The organism is Streptomyces sp. NPDC043854, from assembly GCF_056436005.1.
The window spans coordinates 1,381-20,556 of record NZ_JBWKDK010000003.1 but is presented as its reverse complement, the minus strand read 5'-3'; the positions used below and the strand labels follow the sequence as shown (position 1 = coordinate 20,556).

Genomic DNA, 19,176 nt, shown 5'->3' with positions numbered 1-19,176 from the left:
CATTCCGCTCAGTCGCGGAGGTCGATCCAGGTGGGGTCACAGCCGCGCCGCCGCCGCGCCAACGGCGTCGACCGCGCGCGCGTAGGCACCGCGCAGCAGCGTGGCGTGGTGCGAGATGTCGGACGCGACCGCGCGCGGTGCGTCGAGGCCGTGCGCGCCGGTGAACCGCAGTCCGGTCCACGCGTGGGCAACGGACTCGACCGCGCGGCCCGCCCCGGCGAGCACCGGGTCGTCCCAGTCGCGGCCGCAGCGGCGCAGCAGTTCGCCGTGGAGCGAGGCCTGCGCCTGCATGGCCCAGCCGAACGGGTACAGCTCGCGCAGCGCGCCCGCATCCCCGGCCCGGCACCGCTCTGTCAGTTCCGCGACGAACGCGTCATACCCGGAGAGCCCCGTACGGGCGGAGGTCGCCGTGGTGAAGCCCTCGGTGTTGGTGCGCAGGTATCCGCCGAGCAACTCCGGCGTCAGGGGCGCTGGTTGCGCGCCAAGACGGACGTCGAGGCAGCGCCGGCCGATCTTCGAGTCGCTGAAGAAGGCATCCTGCACGTCAGTGGGATTGGCCGAGCCCCAGCTGCGCAGGAACTCCTCGATGGGAACGGCGCCGCGAAAGGCGGGCGGCATCGCGTCCGAGACGTGGACCACGCCACGCGTCTCGTCCAGACCGTAGATCACCACGAGGTGCGCGGCGTGCACATCCCCGTACGCGGGCCTGAACGGCAGGTGGAAATTGTCCACGGCGGCGATGACGAGCCGGTCGTCGGCCAGCTGCTCGCGCACCTCGCGCCACACGTCGCCCTCGTCTGCGGGCTGCCACCAGCGGGCGCTCAGATCGTGGTGCGGGGCGAGGGCACGGCCCAGGTCCCCGTCGGCGCACGGATAGTAGAACTCTTCGGACCTGACGTCGCCCGGCAGGTGCAGGAACTGCCAGCCCGCGCCCAGCACGGCCAGCGGGTCGGCGCCCTCGCGGGCCAGCACCGAACCGAACGTGGCCTGCAGGCAGCTGATGAGGTCGCGATACCAGAGCTCGGGTTCAGGACCGGTGATCGTGTACGTACGTGCCGTCGCCTCGACGGTCATGTCAGGACTCCGTCCGCTGCAGGGTGAGGGCGAAGACATGCACCGCAACGTTGCGGGGCAGCAGAATGCCGGTGAGGCCGGCGCGCCGGGTGACTGGGACCCGCTGCGCCCACATGACCGCGGGGATGCCGCGCTGCACGTGATGCGGGTAGTGCATGACGAGGCTCTCGAAGGCCTTGACCTCGCCGAACCACGCAGGTGCCGCCCAGAAGTCGGAGACCCGGAGCGCTTCCGCGTCGACCGAGCCGTCGGCGAAGTTCAGCTCGACGGTGTCCTCGCTGCGGCGCTCGGACGCCGCCAGCACATGGATCCAGTCGTAATGCCCCTCGGGGACACGGATGAACTGCCCGGCGCAGCGGACGTTGTCCGGCCCTTCACAGACCGGGGGGAACTCAAAGGGAACACCGTCCACGTGGACGATACTTCCGCCCGTGGGCAGGTATTCGGCGGCAAAAGAGTTTCTCCACACATTGAATGCGCCCGCCTTGGTCTCCGTCGCCGCCGAAATAGCTGTGTTGTTGCGATGGCCGGAGATATCGACCGTGTCGCACAGTCCACTTCTGGCGGGGAGTGCCGAGATTTCCGTCAAGTGACCCACCTCACTACAGACCTCCTCAAGTCTCAACAGCCCGGGGCTGCCGAGGACCGGACGGTCAGTCCTTCTTTTCGCCCACGCCCTGAGCGCCTTGAATTCTCGAAATGCCGCTCTATGCACTCGCCGGAGAATCAGCCCGACCGTCCCCGTCGGCAGGCTCACGGCCGCAGCGCGGCAGCACGCAGCTTCTCGTAGTACGGCATGTGGTGGTCGCGGTAGGCACTCAGTGTCGGGTTCGCCGCGACAATCTCGGCTGACCCGTCCGAACTGCGCGCGAAGCCGGCGGTACGGCTGGTCGACTGGTGCCACTTGCTGGTCGACTGCCACTCCGAGCGCATGCCCGGCTGCCAGGTCAGCGCCTCCGGGACGAAGGGGATCCCCACCGCCTCGCAGTACGCACGCACGGTCTCGGCCGGGCGGTCGAGCAGATCGTCGGAGTCGATCACGACCGGCGTGGTCCCGGTGGCGGCCTGCACCGCGGCGAAGATCTCGTACAGCCGAGCGAAGCCGATCTCGTCACAGCCGAGGTCCGGGTTGAGCTTGTGGTGCGAGGCGATGGCCTCGGCCGGATCGCGGATGATGAACGTGTGGGTCGCGGCCGCGAGGAACTCCTCGTCGGCGAGGAGCGCCGGATAGTGGAAGTCCGTCGTGTCCTTGAAGAACACCGGCTTGTGCGCAGCGATCGCGCGCAGCTCCGCGAGCACGTCCTGCTCATTGTGGGCGATCCGGTCGCCGACCTCCACCTCGCCGAAGTCGACCACCCGGGAAAGCGGTTCGTGCACAACGACGCGGTCGTCGCGCTCCGCCATCATCCGCGCGAACGCGGTGGACCGGCAACGCGGCGCGCTCCACAGGGCGAGTACCGGGATCCGCTCCGGTGTGTGTCCCACGATTCCCCCAATTTCCTCGGTGTGCCGTGAACTCATTCGGCGGATATCGAAATCCGGTCCAGCGTGACACAGCGCGGGCGGGCGCCGGGTAATCAGAGTTCGCAACCGTATTGGGGGAAAGTCAACGCGGCGCGTCCCCATGACTGAGCTTGGCTCGGACGCGCACGACGCCGCTGCGCTCGTAGTTTCGCTTCCACGCGGCAAGCTCGATTGTGCCGTCCAGTCCATCAGTGGTTCACATGTGGAGGTCACGTGTCAGCGACGTCAGAGCGCCCAGGTGACCGTAGGGTCGCGGTGCTCGCCAGCAGGGTCGGTGCGGACGAGAAGAGGCTGTTCGACGCGTTCGACCGGCGGGGTGTTCCCTTCGACCACGTCGACACGCGCAGCCAGTGGTTCGCGGCCGGTCGACACGACCTGCCCTGGAGTCTTGCGCTGAACCGGGAGATCGGTCAGTTCCGCGCGGCGTACGCGGCCCGCTGCCTCACCGCCGCAGGCGTGCACGTGGTCAACAGCACGGAGGCGACCGAGGTGTGCGGCGACAAATGGCGCACCACCATGGCCCTGGAGGCGGCCGGGGTGCCAACACCGCGCACCGCGCTCGGCCTCACTCCGCAGGCCGCGCTGGCCGCCCTGGACTCCATCGGGTACCCGGCCGTCATCAAACCACTGGTCGGCTCGTGGGGCCGGCTGGTGGTTCCACTGCGCGACCGTGCCAGTGCGGAAGGCGTACTCGAGTACGCCGCCGCACTGGCCGGGCCGCAGTCGCACCTCGGATATGTGCAGGAGCTGATCGAAAAGCCCGACCGGGACATCAGGGTGATCGTGGTCGGCGGTCAGGTGCTGGGCGCCGTGTACCGGACCGGTGAGTCCTTGCGTACCAATGTCGCACTCGGCGGGCAGACCCGGCCGTGCGAGGTGACACCGGAGCTCGACAAGCTCTCCCTCCAGGCGGCCGCCGCCGTCGGCGCCGACATCGCCGGTGTCGATCTGATCGAGGACCGCGACGGCCGACTGCTGGTCCTGGAGGTCAATCACCGGGTCGAGTTCTCCGGCTTCCAATCCGCACTCGGCGACCAGGTCAATGTCGCGGACCACATCATCGACCATCTACTGGAACGAGCGTAACGATGAACTGGGCGTCCACTCTCCGGCCGCCGCAACAGCGCGGCCACCTCGGTTCCTCGAACAAGGTCACCGAGACGTACGCCGCCGGGCTGCTGCGCGGGATGCTGGAGATCCCCTCTCCGTCCTACCAAGAGCGCGCGCTGGCCGACTACTTGGTCGAAGCGATGAAGGACCTGGGTTTCCAGGCGCACATCGACGGCGTGGGCAATGTGATCGGCGTGATCGAGCGCGGTGACGGCCCGACCGTGATGCTGCTCGGACACACGGACACCGTCTCCGGTCAGGTCCCGGTCCGCTCCGAGGACGGCCGACTCTACGGCCGCGGCGCCGTGGACGCAAAGGGACCGCTCGCGACGATGATCTGCGCCGCGGCCGGCGCGGTGGACTTCCGCGGCCGGATCGTGGTGGTCGGTGTCGTCGAGGAGGAGACCCCGCGCTCGCGTGGCGCGATGGCGATCCGAGCCACCCACGCGCGGCCGGACGCGCTGATCATCGGCGAACCGAGCGGCTGGTCGAGCGTGGTTCTCGGCTACAAGGGGAAGCTGGACCTGCGCTACACCGTCAAATGTTCCGCCACACACCCGAGCAACCCGGTACCGAAGGCATCCGAGCTGGCCGTCACCTGCTGGGAGACACTGGTCGAACTGCTCGGACCGGACGCGAGCCACGGCGTGTTCGACCAGCCGGGCGCGACGTTGTGCCAAGTCAACGGCGATCTGACCTCGGCGACCGCGGACCTCAGTATCCGCATCCCCCCGGGATTCGACGTCGACGAGCTGGTGAGCACGCTGCGTGAGCGGCTGCCGGCCGGCACCCTCGAAGTACTGAACTCGGTGGCGGCCTGCCGGGTGGGCCGGGCCGACCCGGCCGTGCGCGCGCTGGTGTCCGGCATCCGGCGCCTGCACGCCCAGCCACGTCTTGCGGTGAAGACGGCCACGTCGGACATGAACACCCTCGCCGAGGTCTGGGACATCCCCATGGCGACCTACGGCCCGGGTGACAGCAGCCTCGATCACGCCGACGACGAGCACATCGTGCTCTCGGACTACATGCGCGCCATCGACGTACTGACCATCGCCATCTCGGAGTTGGCACACCTGCCCGCACGCCCGGACGACCACCCGGCGGGCGAGGCACCGCTGCGCATCAGGAGTCTCAGGTGACCGACATGACCCAGCGGATCGCCGCGTTGCCCCCACAGCGCCGCGCGCGGTTCCTCGATGGGCTGCGTGAGCACGCGAAGGCCGTGGCGCGGCGCGGCCCGACCTCGCGCGGCGACACCGGTCCGACGCCGCTGTCGCACGCTCAGCGCTCCCTGAGGTTCCTCGACCACCCGGTCCCCGGCACCCCACTGTGCCTGCGTCTTCGGGGCAGGCTCGACGCGAACGTGCTGCGCGAGGCGCTCGCCTCGGTCGTGGCCCGGCACGAGGCACTGCGGACCGCGATTGTCGAGCGCGAGGGTGCCACGATGCAGGTCGTCGCCACCGAGGTCCCGGTCGACCTGCCGCTGATCGAAGCGGAGAACATCGCGGCGGCGCGGACCCTCCTCGAGCGACGGGCCGCCGAACCGTTCGACCTGGGCCGTACGCCCATGTGGCGCGCGGCACTGATCAGGGTCGAGCCTGACGATCACCTGTTCCTGCTCGACCTGCCCGCCATCATCTGCGACACCCGCTCCCGCGACGTGCTGATGCGTGAACTCGCGGCGTTCTACGAGGCGTTGACTGACGGCAGCACACCGAACCTGCCTGACGTGGCGGTGCAGTACCCGGACTACGCCCGGTGGCAGCACGACCAGCTCGGCGGCGCCGGTCTGGACGAGATCGGCGCGTACTGGCGCGAGAAGCTGGCGGGCGCCGAGGTCCTGGAGTTCCCGACTGACCGGCCTCGCGGCGAGACCCGCACCTTCGCGGGCGCCCGCGCCGGCTTCACCGTCGGGCGTGACGCCCTGGACCGGGCCGACGAGCTGGCCCGACAGGCCGGCGCGAAGCCGTACGACGTCCTCGTCGCAGCGTTCTGCACACTGCTGCACCGCTACTCGGGCATCGACGACCTGGTGATCGGCTCGCCGGACGAGAACCGTCGCCACGACACCGTGTCCTCGACGGTCGGGCGCTTCACCGATCTGCGGGTACTGCGCGTGGACCTCTCCGGTGATCCGACCTTCAGCGAGCTGGTCCAGCGGATCGCGCGCGTGTCCGCGGAGGCCGATGATCACGCGAGCCTGCCCTTCGACAAGCTGGTCGAAGCGGTGGACCCGGTCGTCGACCCGTCGCGCTCCCCCGTCTTCCAGATCGTGTTCGGCATGGCGGACGCGGACACCACGGACTCCACGGCCGCCCTGCGCGGCATCCACACCTCGTACGAGGAGATTGCCACCAACACCGCAAGCCTGGACATGAGTTGGACTCTGATCAAGCAGGCGGAGCCCGGGATCGACGCGGTCCTCGCCATCGAGTTCAACACCGACCTGTTCGACGCCGAGAGCATCGCCCGGTTCGCCCGGCACTACGACGGGCTGCTGCACACCCTGACCGGCGCCCCGGACACCCGGCTGGCCGCGGCCGAGATGCTGAGCCCCGCGGACAAGCTGTTCCTCGCCGAGGCCGCCAAGGGCCCGGTGCGGCCCGTTCGCGAGTCCACCGTGGTCGCGGAGTTCGAGGCGCGCGCGGTGGAGGCTCCGGACGGCGTGGCCGTCGTCGTCTCCGGTGTCGAGACGACCTATGCCGAGCTCAACGCCCGGGCGAACCGGCTCGCCGCCCTGCTGCGCGAGCACGGTGTGGAGCCGGGCGCGCGGGTCGGCCTGTGTCTGCGCAGGGATCTGGACCTGCCGACCGCGATCCTTGCGGTGCTCAAGGCCGGCGCGGCCTACGTGCCGCTCGACCCGGCGCATCCCTCGGGGCGCGTCGCCGAGATCGCCGCCGACGCTCAGCTGCGGGTGGTGCTCGCGCACCCCGAGGCCGGCAGGGCCGTGTGTGAGGTCGGCGCGCCCGTCGTGACGCTGGACGAGGTCTGCGACGAACTGTCGGCTCTGCCCTGCGACAACCCGCCGCTCGCGGCGGGCCCGGACGACATCGCGTACGTCATCTACACCTCCGGCAGCACCGGCAAGCCGAAGGGTGTGCTCCTCGAGCACCGCGGAGTCGTCAATTTCATCGACTCCGCACGCGAGTTGTTCGAGCTGACGCCGGCCGACCGGGTGCTCGGGTTCGCCTCGTCGACCTTTGACGTCTCCGTCTTCGAGACGTTCTCGGCGCTGCTGACCGGGGCCCGCCTGTACCTCGCGACCGGCGAGGAACGGCTGTCGATCGAACGGCTCCAAGCGCTGATGGAGCAGGCTCGTATCACCGTCATCGACCTGCCCCCGACCGTGATGCCGCTGCTGACGCCGGAGAACTTCACCGACCTGCGGATCGCGTTCGTCGGCGGCGAGGCGTTCAGCGGTGAGCTGGTGAACCGGTGGAACCAGGGCCGACGCCTGTTCAATGGCTACGGGCCGACCGAGTGCACCGTGACGATGATCGTCGAGGAGTGCGGCGGCACCTGGGACGCGTCCCCGCCGATCGGCCTGCCCATGACCAACCACGTGGCGCACGTCCTCGACCGCGAGCTGCGCCAGGTCCCGATCGGCACACCCGGTGAACTCGTCATCGGTGGCGAGGGGTTGGCGCGCGGCTACCTCAATCGCGACGAGCTGACTGCCGAGAAGTTCGTCCCCGACCCGTTCGGCACCGCGCCCGGCGGCCGCCTCTACCGGACCGGCGATCTGGTGAAGCGGCTTCCCGACGGACGCCTTGTCTTCCTCGGCCGCATCGACCAGCAGGTCAAGATCCGCGGACTGCGGATCGAACTGGGCGAGGTGGAGTCGGCGTTGACCGGCTTCGGGGGGATCGGTCCGGTCAGCGTCCAGGCGTGGAGCGATGACAACGGGGACAAGCACCTGGTCGGGTACCTGACCGGGGTCACCGAGCAGCAGGTGCCCGCCGTACGCGAGCATCTGGGCGCGCTCCTGCCCTCGTACATGATTCCGTCGTTCTTCGTGGTCCTCGACGAGCTGCCGCTGACCAGCAGCGGCAAGGTCGACTGGCGCAGGCTGCCCGCCCCCGACCTGAGCCGGGCGGGCGAGGGGTACGGCGTCGAGTCTCTGACCGAGACCGAACGCAGGCTGCTGCACGACGTGCTCACCCCGCTGCTGCGCGACGACCGGATCGGCGTGCACGACGACTTCTTCCTGGCGGGTGGCAACAGCCTGCAGGCCGTCCAGCTGATGTCGGCGATCAACCGCAGGTTCGGTGTGGAGATCGCGCTCGGTGATTTCTTCGCCTCTCCCACGGTCGCGCATCTGGCCGCCACCATCGACACCGTCCGCGCCGCGCGCCGCGACGGAGACGGCGACCCGCTCGACGCGCTGACGGGCGCTTCCGGGCGGGAACCCGACAGGGCACCGGTGGTGCTGCGCGAGGCGGGCCCGGCGCAGGTGATCCTGCTGCACCCGTCGGGCGGTGAGTTGTTCTGCTACATCCCGCTGTCAAGGGCGCTGCGCGGCGACATCGGCGTGACCGGTTTCGCCGCCGACCCGCGGGACACCGAGGTGCCTGCGCAGGAGGCGATGGCGGCCACCGCCGCACGGATCGCGCGCTCCCTGATCGAGACCGGCCTGCCCGCGTCGTGCTGCCTGGCCGGCTGGTCGTACGGGGGTGTGCTCGCCTTCGAAGTCGCCCGGCAGATCGAGGAGAAGACCGGGGAGCGGCCACCGGTGATCCTGCTCGACGCCGCCTATGACGAGGACTCCGTGCTCCTGGACGAGGCGACGGTGCGGCAGCGGTTCGTGCACGACGTCGCGCGGCTGACCGGACGCGAGGGCCCCGAGGTTGACGCGGTCCTCGACGACCCGGCCGCAGGGGTGGCCGAGGTCCGGGAGAGTCTCGCCGGCCTCGGCGTGGAGCTGGAGCTCACCGACCAGGAGTTGGCCGCCCGCTTCGCGACGTTCCGGTCCTCCGCCCTGTCCATGCAGGCCTACCGCCCACCGGCCCCGTACGGCGGACCTGTCACCGTGCTCGTCGCCTCCTCGCACATCGCCATGGAAGAACAGTGGCGGGCGGTGTGCACGGGCCCCTTCCGGACCGAGCGCGTGCCCGGCGATCACTACACCCTGTTCACTCGGTCTGCGCTCGATCGGGTCGTCGCGGCGATCGAAGAGACGCTCGCCTCCTGAGGAGACATACATGCGGTTCGGATTCACAGAGGATCAAGAACGTTTCCGGGCGGACGTGCGGAAGACCCTGCGCTCTCCAGAGGTACAGGCCGCGGCGGCCGCGGCCACCGGCGCGTACGGCGTCGAGCCGGACGCGCGCCCGCTCTATCGGCTGCTCGGCGAGCTGGGCCTGCTCACCGTGCACTGGCCCGTCGAGTACGGCGGCCGGGGCCGCTCACTGACCGATGCCGCGATCGTCGCCGAGGAGCTGGTGCGCGCAGGCATACCGGACACCTTCCACGTCAACACCGTTCAGATCGTGGGCCAGTTCCTGCTGATGGCGGGCAGCGACGAACAGAAGCGGCGGTATCTGCCCGCCATCGCACGCGGCGAGAGCTTCGCATCGGTGCTCTACACGGAGCCCGACGCGGGCTCCGACCTGGGCGCGCTCCGGGCGGTGGCCGAGCCGGACGGAGACGGCTACCGGATCACCGGCACCAAGGTGTTCAGCCTCAAGACCCGGTTCGTCGACCTCGGCCTGTGCGCCGCCCGTACGACACCGGGCGCGGGAAAGTACCAGGGCATCAGCCTGTTCCTGGTCGACATGCAGGCCCCTGGTGTGACGGTGTCGATGATCCCCGGTGTCGGCGACGAGCACTTCCATCGCGTGGATCTCAACGCGGTTGCGGTGCCGGGCACGAACCTTCTCGGTCCGCGCGACGAGGGCTGGCCGCTGCTCAACGAGGCGCTTGCCATCGAACGCACCGGTTTGGACTACTACTTGAAGGCGGAGCGCTGGCTGGACGCCGCCCTCGAAGCCCTGGTCGACGGTGACCCGGAGACCGTGCCCGATGGCCGCCTGGAGCAGATCGGCCGCTGGCACGGCATGCTGACCGCCGACCACGTCCTCGCCTGGGAGGTCCTCACCGGGATCGCGGCGGACCGGGTCGATCAGGTCTCGACGGCCGTCGCCAAATATCACAGCAGCGAACTCGCCCAGTCCATCGCGGTCTGGGCCGCCGACATCCCAAGCCCCGAGCAGCGGGCGAACCGCACCGGAGCGGCCACGGCCCTGGAGTCCGCCTACCGGGAGGCGCCTGGGCTCACGCTCTCGGCGGGGACCTCCGAAGTGATGCTCCAGATCATGGCCGCCTCGCTCGACTCCATCGGACAGGAAGACTGACATGGACCTCACCCCGGACCCGCTCGCCGTCCAGCTGCGCAAGGCCCTGCGTACGGGACTTGCCGGCGTCCCTGCCCGGATCGAGCTGCACGGCGCCCCGGTGACCGACGGCGCCGGCGGCCCGACCCGTGCGGTGCTCGACGCGCTGGAGGCGGCCGACTTTGAACGCCCCGCCAGCGCCGACGGACTCGGCCTGGGGCTGAGTGCCGGGGTCCTGGTCAGCGAGGAGCTCGGCCGCGCGGCGCGCGGCAACTCCTACCGGGCCGACGCGTTCGCCGCCGACCTGGGCATCAGCGCGCCGGGCGCGGCCTTGGCCGGCCTCGAAGCCCTGCCCACCGGCAGCGGGATTACCGCGACGCCGCGCGCCGGCGGCTGGGAGCTGACCGGCACCGCCACCGTCGACGACGTGAGCGCCGACATGTTTCTGGTGGCCACCAAGGTCGACGGCGATCCGGTGCTCGTCGTGGTGGAGCGCGGGGCGGACGGCGTCACTTCGCAGGACGGGTGCTGGCCACCGGTCGTCCGGTTCGAGGCCACACCGATCACCACGGCGGGCATCGTCGGTGCCCTGGACGACGCGCCCACCGGTCCGCTCGCGCGAGCACGGCTGCGGCAGGCCGCCTACCTGCTGGGCATCGCTGACGGCGCGCATCGCACGGCCGTGGAATACGCCTGTTTTCGGCAGCAGTTCGGCACCAGGCTGCGCGACCTGCCGGCGGTGTCGTTCCCCTTGGCACGCGCGATGGTGGCGTTGCGTGCGACGAGGGCGGCGGTCCACCGAGGGGCCTGGCTGGTCGACTACGAGCCGGACGCCGTCCGCACTGCGCCACTCTCGGCACTGGCGATGGCCTCCGAGACCGCGCGTGACGTCGTGCGTCTGAGCATGCAGAGCTGCGGGGTGCGCGCGATGACGTCGGAACTGGGCCTGCATCGGTACTTCCGGCTGGCCGCAGCCGAGTCCGCCCGGTACGGAGATCCCGCCGCGCTCTGGCGGATGGTCGGTGCCGACCAGGTCCAATCGGCCCGGCTGGCCGCCGCCTGACCGGCGCTCCGGGTGACGGCGGCCAGCTCCGGCCGCGGGTCAACTGGCACGCAGGCCGCCCATCGACAGCACTCTCTCTTCGCCGAGGGACTGACCATCCGAGTGGATCAGTCCGGTCCGGTAAGCCAGTGACACGAGCTCGGCCCGGTCGCGGACGCCGAGCTTGGTACGCACCCGGTAGAGATGGGTTCTGACCGTGGCCTCGCCAATGATCAGTTCGCGAGCCACGTCCTCAGTGGACATGCCCTGGGCCACCATCCGCGTTACTTCCCGTTCCCGCGGAGTCAGCTCGGTCACCTCCGGACACGCCTCGGCCTTCTGTGGCTCCGGCTGCGCACGGAACCAGGCGACCAGGCGCTGTGCGATGTTCGGCGCAAGCATGGTCTGGCCGGCGGCCGCCCCCTGGATCGCGGTGATCAGCTCCTGAGGACTCACGTCCTTGCCGAGCAGACAGCTCGCGCCGGCATGCAGCACGTCGCTCACCGTCTCATCGGTGTCTGCCGCGGTGAACACGACGACGTTGGGCGACTCGTCCTCCTGGCCGAGTCTGCGGATCATCTCAAGACCGGAGATGGTCTGGAGGTTCAGATCCGTGACCACGACATCGGGGCGCATGGTGCGCACCAGAACGATGGCTTCCATGCCGTTGGGAGTCGTGCCGATCACGTCGATGTCCGGCACCGCGTCGAGGAGGGTCTTGAGACCGTCGGCGATCACGGGCAGCTGGTCACAGATGAGCACCCGAATGGTCATTGCGTTGCCCCCCGAAAAAAGAGTGAGAGAGAAGCCCGGCTGTCATCGCTGCGGTGTCGCACGTGAAGATCGCGAGCCTCGCCTTGCCAGTACTTGTTCGGCCTTGTGGGCGCGACAAGCGTCTACACGTGTGTGACGAGGACGGGCTGGGCACAGCCGGTGGGCCGCCAAGCCGGTGGGCCGCTGGCAGCCGCTGCGGCTGCGGCTGCGGCCCATCTGCTCAGCCGTTGCCGTGGTCTGACTCAACCTTGCGCGCGACCGAGTCCGTCAGGAAACCGGCGGCGGCAGCGCGATGCTGGACCGTCTGCGGCGCGTCGGTGTCGGCGGAAACCGCCAATCCACCCAGAAGCGCCCCAAGAGCAAGGACGGAGGCTGCAATGGCAGAGGTGAAACGCATGAGCAAACTCCCTTTGAAGGACACGCCGTTTCGGCTCCGCTGATCTTCGCAATCGCTCTTCCCGGCCGGTTCCCCTCTGAGCACCCGCTCAGTCCCCCGCGGTGGAGTGCCCGACGCACACGCAGGGCTCACCGTGCGGTCTGCGGCACTTTCATGAGGGAGAAGAGGTTGTCCGCCGCTGAACGGTGCTGTCGGGCCAGCTGGAGATGACCCTGGGCCTCGGTGGTACGGGCGAGGTCCCACAGCGCGCACGCCTCGTCGTAGCGCAACTCCATACGGCAGGCGATCTCGTGGGCCAATCGCTGCTGAGCCAGCGCCGTGTCCAGGTCCCCCTGCGCGTACCGCACCCGCCCCGCCGAGAGGTGCACCGTGGCGCGGTTGATGTTGTCCGTGCTGCTCATGGCTTTGGACAGCGCATGGTCGGCGCTCTCTGCCGCTTCGTCCAGCGCTCCCATGCGCACCAGCACATCGGCTCGGCGGGCAAGTACGAGCGGCAGCGCCGCGGGCATGCCGATCTGCTGACACCGTTCCAGCGCCGCGTCGGCCCGAGCGAGCGCGTCCTCGAAGCGGCCCAGGCCCTCGATCGCCTGGGAAAGGTAGCTCAGGGCGGTCACGGAGAGCTGGATCTCCTCGATGGAGTCGAAGATGGCCACCGCCCGCTCCGCAGACTCCATTGCCTCCTCGAACCGCCCGAGCCGCACCTGTATCAGGCTCAGCATGCTGAGCGACGAGCCGTCGAGGCGGGTGAAACCGAGTTCCTGGGCGCGTCTGCTGACCTCTTGGCTCAGCCGTAGCGCATACTCGAGCTCTCCCATGCTGCTGTACGTCTGCCCCAGCCGCGCCTGGCACTCCACCTCGCTGTACTCGTCCGCCATCTGCCGAGACAGCCCCACGGCTTCTTCCAGCAGACCGACCGCGTCGCGCAGCTGCCCGAGGCGCCACCTGCCCATGGCCAAGTTCATCAGGTTCAGCCGGAGCAACGAGCGGTCTCCAAGCTGCCGTGACGCGCTGACCCCTTTCTCCAGTGCCACGTTGGCGCTGGAGTCGTAGCCACGGATGCTGGAGTGGAAGCCCAGCTCACGCGGCAGCCGCGCGGCATGCCACAGCAGTCCCCCGTCGTGCGCGGCGTCCACCGCCGCCAGAAGGCTGCCACGGTGCTGGTCAAGCCACTGAAGTGCCTTCTCCTTGTGATCGAACTCGCGGTCCGCCCGGTGCTCTCCGTCGCCCTTGATACGGCGCCGCCCGGGAAACACCGTGTCGCACGCATGTTCTGCCATGTGCAGGTAGTGGTCCAGGAGCCGCTGCATCGCCGCCCCGTCCCCCGGCTCCCGCTGCCCTTGCGCGATACGTTGCACGAAGCTGCGCACAAGATCGTGCAGCCCGTACACCCCCGGCTCCCTGGCTTCCAACAAACGTGCGTCGACCAGTTCCTCCAGCGCGTCCTCGGCCGACAAGGCGTCCGTGTCCAGGAGCGCGGCGGCTTCATGGATGTCCAGATAGCGCCCCGGGTGAAGGCCCAGAAGCCGGAAAGCGGATTGCTGGTCGCGAGGCATGGACTGGTACGACAGCAGCAGCGCGCCCGCAACGCCCCTGCCCTCGCTCGTGAGTTCATCCAGGCGACGATTGTGATCCCGCAGCCGTTCGGCGAGTCGCTGCACGGTCCAGTGAGGACGGTTCGCCAGCCGGGCGGTGGCGATTCTGACCGCCAGCGGGAGTCCCCCGCACAGCCGCAGAAGTTCCCGGGTTGCGTCCGGTTCCCTCTCGACGCGTTCGGCGCCGAGGGTGGCGCGCAGGAGCTGGTGACTGTCTCGTTCCGGAAGAGCGCCCACGGAGAGCCACTCGACTCCGTCCAGCCCCGTCAGCCTCGGGCGGCTGGTGATCAGGACCAAGCTGTCGGAAGAGGTGGGAATCAGCGCACGCACCTGCTCGGAGGAGGCGGCGTTGTCCAGGATGAGCACCATGCGACGGCCTCGCATGTAGGACTGCCATCGCGCGGCACGCCCCGCCGATACTGCGGACACCTCCTCGCTCGGGATACTGGCGGCGGCGAGTAGGTCGCCTTGTGCATGGAACGCACTGAGCGGCGTCTGTCCCGGTGTGAAGCCGTGCAGGTCGATGAAGAGACCGCCGTCCGGATACTCGTCGGCCAGGTGATGGGCGGCGCGGACGGCCAGCGCCGTCTTGCCACTCCCGCCCATACCGTCGAGCGCCACGACCCTTGGTGCCCCTTCCGGGGCGCGTCTGGCCACATCACAGACCCACTCCAGTTCAGAGCGGCGGCCCGAGAAGTCGGGCACGTCGAACGGCAGTGCGTGAGGGACCTCGGCCACCCGGTGCGAGACACGCGTCGCGGAGCGTTCCGGACGGACGAGCGACGGGTCCTGACGCAACATGCGCTCATGGAGTCCGGTCAGCTCCGCGCTGGGGTCTATGCCCAGCTCATTCGCGAGGCGATCGCGCACGCGGGCGAACTCGTCCAGCGCTGCGGCCTGCTGCCCGGAGAGGTAGAGGGCGAGCATCAGCCGGCTGCGCAGCGTCTCGCGCAGTGGGTACTCGTCCACGATGGCCCGCAGCTCGCCCGTGATCTCGGCGGCCTCGCCCGCATCGATGCGCAGGTCGTAGAACTGTTCAGCAGCGGTGAGTCGCCGCTCCTCCAAGGCTGTCGAGGCTGCGTCGATCACCCGGCCTCCGGAGCCGGCCAACACCGGCCCCCGCCACAGCGCCAACGCCTCGCGCAGCTGCGCCGCGGCACGCTCCGCCTGCCCCGCGTCCAGCGATTCCCTGGCCTGTCGCATCAGCTGCTGGTGGCGGAGCAGATCGAGTTGCTCGATCTTGAGGACCGCGCGATAGCCGGGCCCGTCAGTTACGATGACCTCGGGGCCGTGGGGGATGCGGCTGCGCAGCTTGGCCACCGTCTTGCGCACCTGATGCTCAGCGCTGTCCGGCGGTTCCTCGCCCCATCCGGCCATCACCAATCGAGAAACGGGCACCACGCGCCCGGCATCGAGGAGCAGGGTCACGAGGACACGACGTTGCAGCGCCCCGTTGACAGGTATCAGGGCGCTGCCGCTACGTACCTCCAAGGAGCCCAGGATGGCGAATACCGGGTCGAGATTCGTACCGTCTTCAAAAGGTATCGATGTCACGATCCATACCCCCGCCCCCCACCGGTCGACGCCCACCCGCTAAACTAGACCTTGCAGCGCAGCATACATGAGTGGCATATGCTGCAGGTCAGGGTGCTTTTGCGGCACTTGCCATCAGGGCGCGACGACCCGCTCCGAACGGCTCCCGGGCGGGGTCATCGAGCTGTGGGACGAACGACGGCAACAAGATCCGTTCGCGCCATGGCAACCCGTTCGCGGGTGAGCTCCGGTGTGTCACCGTCGACGACCACATAAGCGCGCAGGGAGCCTGGGTCACCGATGGGAGCAACCCTGTCGCCGATGTCGTACGGAAAGCGAGCTCCGTGAACCCACGGGGTCACAGCGATGTCCTCGGTGCCGGTGCACGTCTCCAGACGCCCATCAGGCAGAGCGAAGAAGCCGACCTCTGCATACCGGGAAGGACTCGGCACGTCCGGACGACTGCCTTGGAGGCCCGCGAAGACTGCCGCCTCCATGTCGAACCCGCACGCGATCTCGACGAGCAGGGGGATGCGGCCGCCACCCAGATGCGTTCGGCACGACACGATCCGTGGCCCGTACGGCAGCAGCGCCACCTGTGTGTGAGCCGGACCGGAACGGTATCCGCTCGCCGTCAGCCGCTCCTCGACCACTGCCCCGATCGCCATTCGCTCATCGTCCGTCAAGGGCGCCGGATGAAGGTAGCCCGTCACGAAGAAGTGCGGTGAACCCGTGGTGCGTTGAGCCGTTATCCCCACGATGTGATGGGTCCCGTTCACGGTCAGGGTCTCGACGCTCACCCTGGGAATCTCTGCCGGGACCCCGTCGCCCCCGCCCCCTTCGTACGCCCGGAGCCGTTGGTACACCGCCGGAGGGTTCGGAGACAGGCCCAGCTTCCATGCCTTCCGGGCCACTGGCAGGACTGAGTCGCCGTGTCCGCAATGCAACACGGCATCAATCCTGTGATGCCGTGCAGTCCGCTCAATGGCATCGCGCAGTCCGGTCTCGTCGGCGAAGTCGAGGAGCAGCAGCTCCTCCGAGGCCTCCTCGACTCTCGGTGCGAAGTCGGCCTCAAGCTGCTTCGGATCCCACATCGACCAGATGCGGAAACCCAGCTCGGCGCCCTTTCGTACGAGCTGGTGACTGGGCATCACCAGAAGCAGTCGGGGCTGCGAACTTCTCGGGACGTGTGCACGCATACCCATACCGTGCACTGCAGTCTTCCCGCCCCGCTCCCCTCCCCTTCCCCCCGCTGAGCGTTGCCGCCGTCGCCACCCGGTTCGACAAGCTCGCCGTCCGCATCCTGAGGCGCGTTCGGGCAGCGTGGGTGGCCCGCTGTCGCGTCGGGGGCACCGGGCTCCACGGTTCCGGTCGGACGACCTCGTCCGCCGGAGCCGTCACGAGTGGACGCCGAGGCCGTAAGCGAGGCGCGCAGCGTCTGCAACAGGACGTCCACATACTGCTTACCGGCGGCTGAGCTTGACGCGGACGCACAACGTGTCGACCTGTCCGTAGCGTCCGTCGTACTCACCGGGACGGTCAGCACGAGTCGACCCGATCTCACGGGTGATGACACGCCGACCTACATGCCGAACCTGACGATGAGATGCCTGAATATCACTGGAACAGAGCGGCCATGTACGACTACTGGACTGCCGAGCCAATTTGCCTGGGCGAGTCCGTACCCTTGTGCACCCCTTGAGAAATCCCGAGAACTGATGCGCCGAGCACTGTGCTCTATTTGATGGCGAAACTCACACCGTAGTAGGGGCATTTCTGTGCACGAAGACTGGATAGTCAAACCAGTACGTCTGCCACTCATTCGCCGCCGTTGCCAGGAATGTACGTCCGAGACCTTCCGAACAAGCGGTAAATTTCGCGTCAATGCGAACCACAAACTCCTCGATGTCTGGCTTCTCGCGCTCTGCACCCAGTGCGGCACCACCACGAAGATCGCCATCCTCGAGCGGGTGCATGTCCGCTCGATACGACCCGAGATGCTGGACCGAGCGCACGACAACGACCCCACTCTGGCGGCTGAGCTGCTCCAGGATGGCGTCGTACGGCGCCGTAACCACATCGCCCTCGACTGGAACGACGCCTGGCGGCTCGAAACCAGCGGATCGGATTATCCGGACGACGAGGAGATCGATGTCTCGGTGCGCTTTGCGGCGCAAATACCGGTCCGGCCAATGCGACTCATCGCGGAAGGCTGTGGCCTTTCGCGGGGCGAGGTCGAGCGGCTGATCATGGACGGCAGGCTTGTATCGGCAGTCCGTCTGAGCGGAAAACTCTCCAGCGACTTCACCTTCACGCTCAAGCGCTGAGCCTGACTCTGTCGGGGTGCGCAAGCCGGCCATGACGCGGGACAGATGGCGGCTGCGGATGTGCGAGGCGTCTTCGCGGAAGGTGCGGTCGCGGACGTGGTGCAGCTGGTTCTCGATGCGCCAGTAACCGCGGATCCAGGCCGCGAGTTCGCTGCCGCCGGCCGCGCCGGGCGGCAGGCTCGTGACCAGGTAGATCCGCTCGGTCGTCAGTTTGCCCGTGCCCAGATCGCTTCTCCAGCGCACGACTTGGAGGGCCTGACGTGCGTGCGGGTAGTCGATGTGGGCGAACGCGGCGGTCTTCAATCGGCGGATCTCGTTGCGGTGGTGGGCCCGGGTGCGCTCGATGTGGTCCAGGCGGATGTCGCGCCAGGGAAGGCCGCGGACCTGCTCATGGAGTCCGGGGCTCAGGAGGACGGGCACATTGCGCCGCCTGGCCTCCTCGAACGCCTCAGGCTGCCAGGGCCACCAGTCGACCGGGTTGTCGGCATGCCGGAGGAGGTACGGGGCGTGGCGTGCGCGAGTCGGTTGGCCATGCCCCGATCCTTGCGCACCTTGTCATGCCCGGCGCGCGCGCCACGGAAAGGGCACCGCGGACGGGACGGGGCTGCCCCGGCGCAGGCGCAGGCGGGGTCAGGCGCGGGCGCACATGTGGATCGACATGGTGCCGGACATGTCGAAATGGCGGATCCGCAGGTCGGTGCCGTTGTACGCGACCTCCAGGCGGCCGAACACGTCCTGGGCGCCCATCGGGAACCAGGGGAGCATGATCCCGAAGCTGTCCTTCACCGTCTCGGGCACCTTCTGCGCGGAGGACGTGGAGACATCGGGGTCCGTGAGGTGCTTCGGGCCGGTGAGGACCTGGAGGTCCAGGCGGCCGCGGTGCATGGACCAGCGGCCGGTCCAGGTGCCGGCGATGCCGGACCAGACGATCGTCCAGGTGCCGTCCTCGCGGACGGCGGCCCGGCCGGTGTCCTTGCGGCCGCCGATGCCGCCGCCGGGCAGGGTGGAGCTGATCGTCCAGGCACCCTTGACGAACTCGGCGAAGGCCCGGCCGACCACTCCCGTGGCGGCGGGCGTGGGCGTGGGCGAGGCCGGGGCCGAGGGCGGGGCCGAGGGGGACCCTGTGGCCGAGGGCGAGGCGGGAGCGGTGGGAGAGGCGGGAGGAGTGGCAGAGGCGGAGGCGGCGGGCTTGTCCTTGCCGGTGCAGGCGGACAGCAGCGCCGCGCCGGCGCCGAGCGCCAGGTAGCGCAGGGTCGTGCGGCGGCCGATGAGCCGGACCGCCGTGCGTATCTCTCGTACCGTCACCAGGTCCCCCGGGGCGTTCAGTTGGATCTTGCCGGAGTGTACGGGGCCCGGCCGCCGGCCTCCGGGCCGGGGCACGCGCGGGTGCTGGGGGGGGGGGGGGGGGGGGGGGGGGGGGGGGGGGGGAGGGGGGGGGGGGGGGGGGGGGGGTGGGGCGGGGGGGGGGAGC

Annotated in this window: 14 protein-coding genes and 1 pseudogene; 6 read left to right on the top strand and 9 right to left on the bottom strand. The window is 69.2% G+C overall.

The window, feature by feature from the left end:
* Nucleotides 1-36 precede the first annotated feature (36 nt).
* The 3 genes from AC068A_RS03595 to AC068A_RS03585 all read right to left on the bottom strand — a co-directional run bounded on the left by AC068A_RS03595 (nucleotide 37) and on the right by AC068A_RS03585 (nucleotide 2,559).
* On the bottom strand, nucleotides 37-1,074 hold the full coding sequence (locus AC068A_RS03595; RefSeq protein WP_478580149.1) for a BtrH N-terminal domain-containing protein: 1,038 nt from the start codon (nucleotides 1,072-1,074) through the stop codon (nucleotides 37-39).
* Nucleotide 1,075: 1 nt separating this feature from the next.
* Nucleotides 1,076-1,672: a hypothetical protein gene (locus AC068A_RS03590; protein ID WP_478580147.1), complete on the bottom strand. Its 597-nt coding sequence runs from the start codon at nucleotides 1,670-1,672 to the stop codon at nucleotides 1,076-1,078.
* A gap of 155 nt (nucleotides 1,673-1,827) precedes the next feature.
* Nucleotides 1,828-2,559: a sulfotransferase-like domain-containing protein gene (locus AC068A_RS03585; protein WP_478580144.1), complete on the bottom strand. Its 732-nt coding sequence runs from the start codon at nucleotides 2,557-2,559 to the stop codon at nucleotides 1,828-1,830.
* 294 nt (nucleotides 2,560-2,853) lie between these two features.
* Here AC068A_RS03585 and lysX point away from each other — a divergent pair, with 294 nt between their 5' ends.
* Genes lysX through AC068A_RS03560 form a run of 5 tightly spaced genes read left to right on the top strand, consistent with a single transcriptional unit; the run spans nucleotide 2,854 to nucleotide 11,103 of the window.
* On the top strand, nucleotides 2,854-3,684 hold the full coding sequence (gene lysX, locus AC068A_RS03580; RefSeq protein WP_478580142.1) for a lysine biosynthesis protein LysX: 831 nt from the start codon (nucleotides 2,854-2,856) through the stop codon (nucleotides 3,682-3,684).
* Between the two features lie 2 nt (nucleotides 3,685-3,686).
* Nucleotides 3,687-4,847: a M20/M25/M40 family metallo-hydrolase gene (locus AC068A_RS03575; RefSeq protein WP_478580140.1), complete on the top strand. Its 1,161-nt coding sequence runs from the start codon at nucleotides 3,687-3,689 to the stop codon at nucleotides 4,845-4,847.
* 5 nt (nucleotides 4,848-4,852) lie between these two features.
* The gene (locus AC068A_RS03570; protein WP_478580841.1) at nucleotides 4,853-8,899 is read left to right on the top strand and encodes a non-ribosomal peptide synthetase; all 4,047 of its coding nucleotides are present in this window, start codon (nucleotides 4,853-4,855) and stop codon (nucleotides 8,897-8,899) included.
* Between the two features lie 10 nt (nucleotides 8,900-8,909).
* Nucleotides 8,910-10,061: an acyl-CoA dehydrogenase family protein gene (locus AC068A_RS03565; RefSeq protein ID WP_478580137.1), complete on the top strand. Its 1,152-nt coding sequence runs from the start codon at nucleotides 8,910-8,912 to the stop codon at nucleotides 10,059-10,061.
* Nucleotide 10,062: 1 nt separating this feature from the next.
* Nucleotides 10,063-11,103, top strand: coding sequence for an acyl-CoA dehydrogenase family protein (locus tag AC068A_RS03560; protein WP_478580135.1), 1,041 nt, complete (start codon nucleotides 10,063-10,065; stop codon nucleotides 11,101-11,103).
* Between the two features lie 39 nt (nucleotides 11,104-11,142).
* Here the strand turns inward: AC068A_RS03560 and AC068A_RS03555 are convergent, their stop codons facing one another.
* The 4 genes from AC068A_RS03555 to AC068A_RS03540 form a co-directional block, all read right to left on the bottom strand.
* Nucleotides 11,143-11,856 (bottom strand): response regulator, encoded by a 714-nt coding sequence (locus AC068A_RS03555; protein WP_478580132.1) that lies wholly within the window; start codon nucleotides 11,854-11,856, stop codon nucleotides 11,143-11,145.
* Nucleotides 11,857-12,076: 220 nt separating this feature from the next.
* Nucleotides 12,077-12,253, bottom strand: coding sequence for a hypothetical protein (locus tag AC068A_RS03550; protein WP_478580129.1), 177 nt, complete (start codon nucleotides 12,251-12,253; stop codon nucleotides 12,077-12,079).
* 128 nt (nucleotides 12,254-12,381) lie between these two features.
* Complete coding sequence (locus AC068A_RS03545; RefSeq protein WP_478580126.1) at nucleotides 12,382-15,273, bottom strand: AfsR/SARP family transcriptional regulator; 2,892 nt, start codon at nucleotides 15,271-15,273, stop codon at nucleotides 12,382-12,384.
* Nucleotides 15,274-15,554: 281 nt separating this feature from the next.
* A complete protein-coding gene (locus AC068A_RS03540) occupies nucleotides 15,555-16,577 on the bottom strand; it encodes a phosphoribosylglycinamide synthetase (RefSeq protein WP_478580124.1) in 1,023 nt (340 codons plus the stop codon).
* 594 nt (nucleotides 16,578-17,171) lie between these two features.
* On the opposite strand from AC068A_RS03540, the gene AC068A_RS03535 reads away from it, so the two are divergent.
* Nucleotides 17,172-17,705 (top strand): DUF1062 domain-containing protein, encoded by a 534-nt coding sequence (locus AC068A_RS03535; protein ID WP_478580838.1) that lies wholly within the window; start codon nucleotides 17,172-17,174, stop codon nucleotides 17,703-17,705.
* A gap of 396 nt (nucleotides 17,706-18,101) precedes the next feature.
* On the opposite strand, the pseudogene AC068A_RS03530 reads toward AC068A_RS03535, so the two are convergent.
* Both AC068A_RS03530 and AC068A_RS03525 read right to left on the bottom strand, forming a co-directional pair.
* Nucleotides 18,102-18,238: pseudogene (locus tag AC068A_RS03530) on the bottom strand (DUF255 domain-containing protein); the annotation flags it as partial.
* 97 nt (nucleotides 18,239-18,335) lie between these two features.
* Nucleotides 18,336-19,010, bottom strand: a complete 675-nt coding sequence (locus tag AC068A_RS03525) for a hypothetical protein (protein ID WP_478580122.1) — start codon at nucleotides 19,008-19,010, stop codon at nucleotides 18,336-18,338.
* Nucleotides 19,011-19,176: the final 166 nt, after the last annotated feature.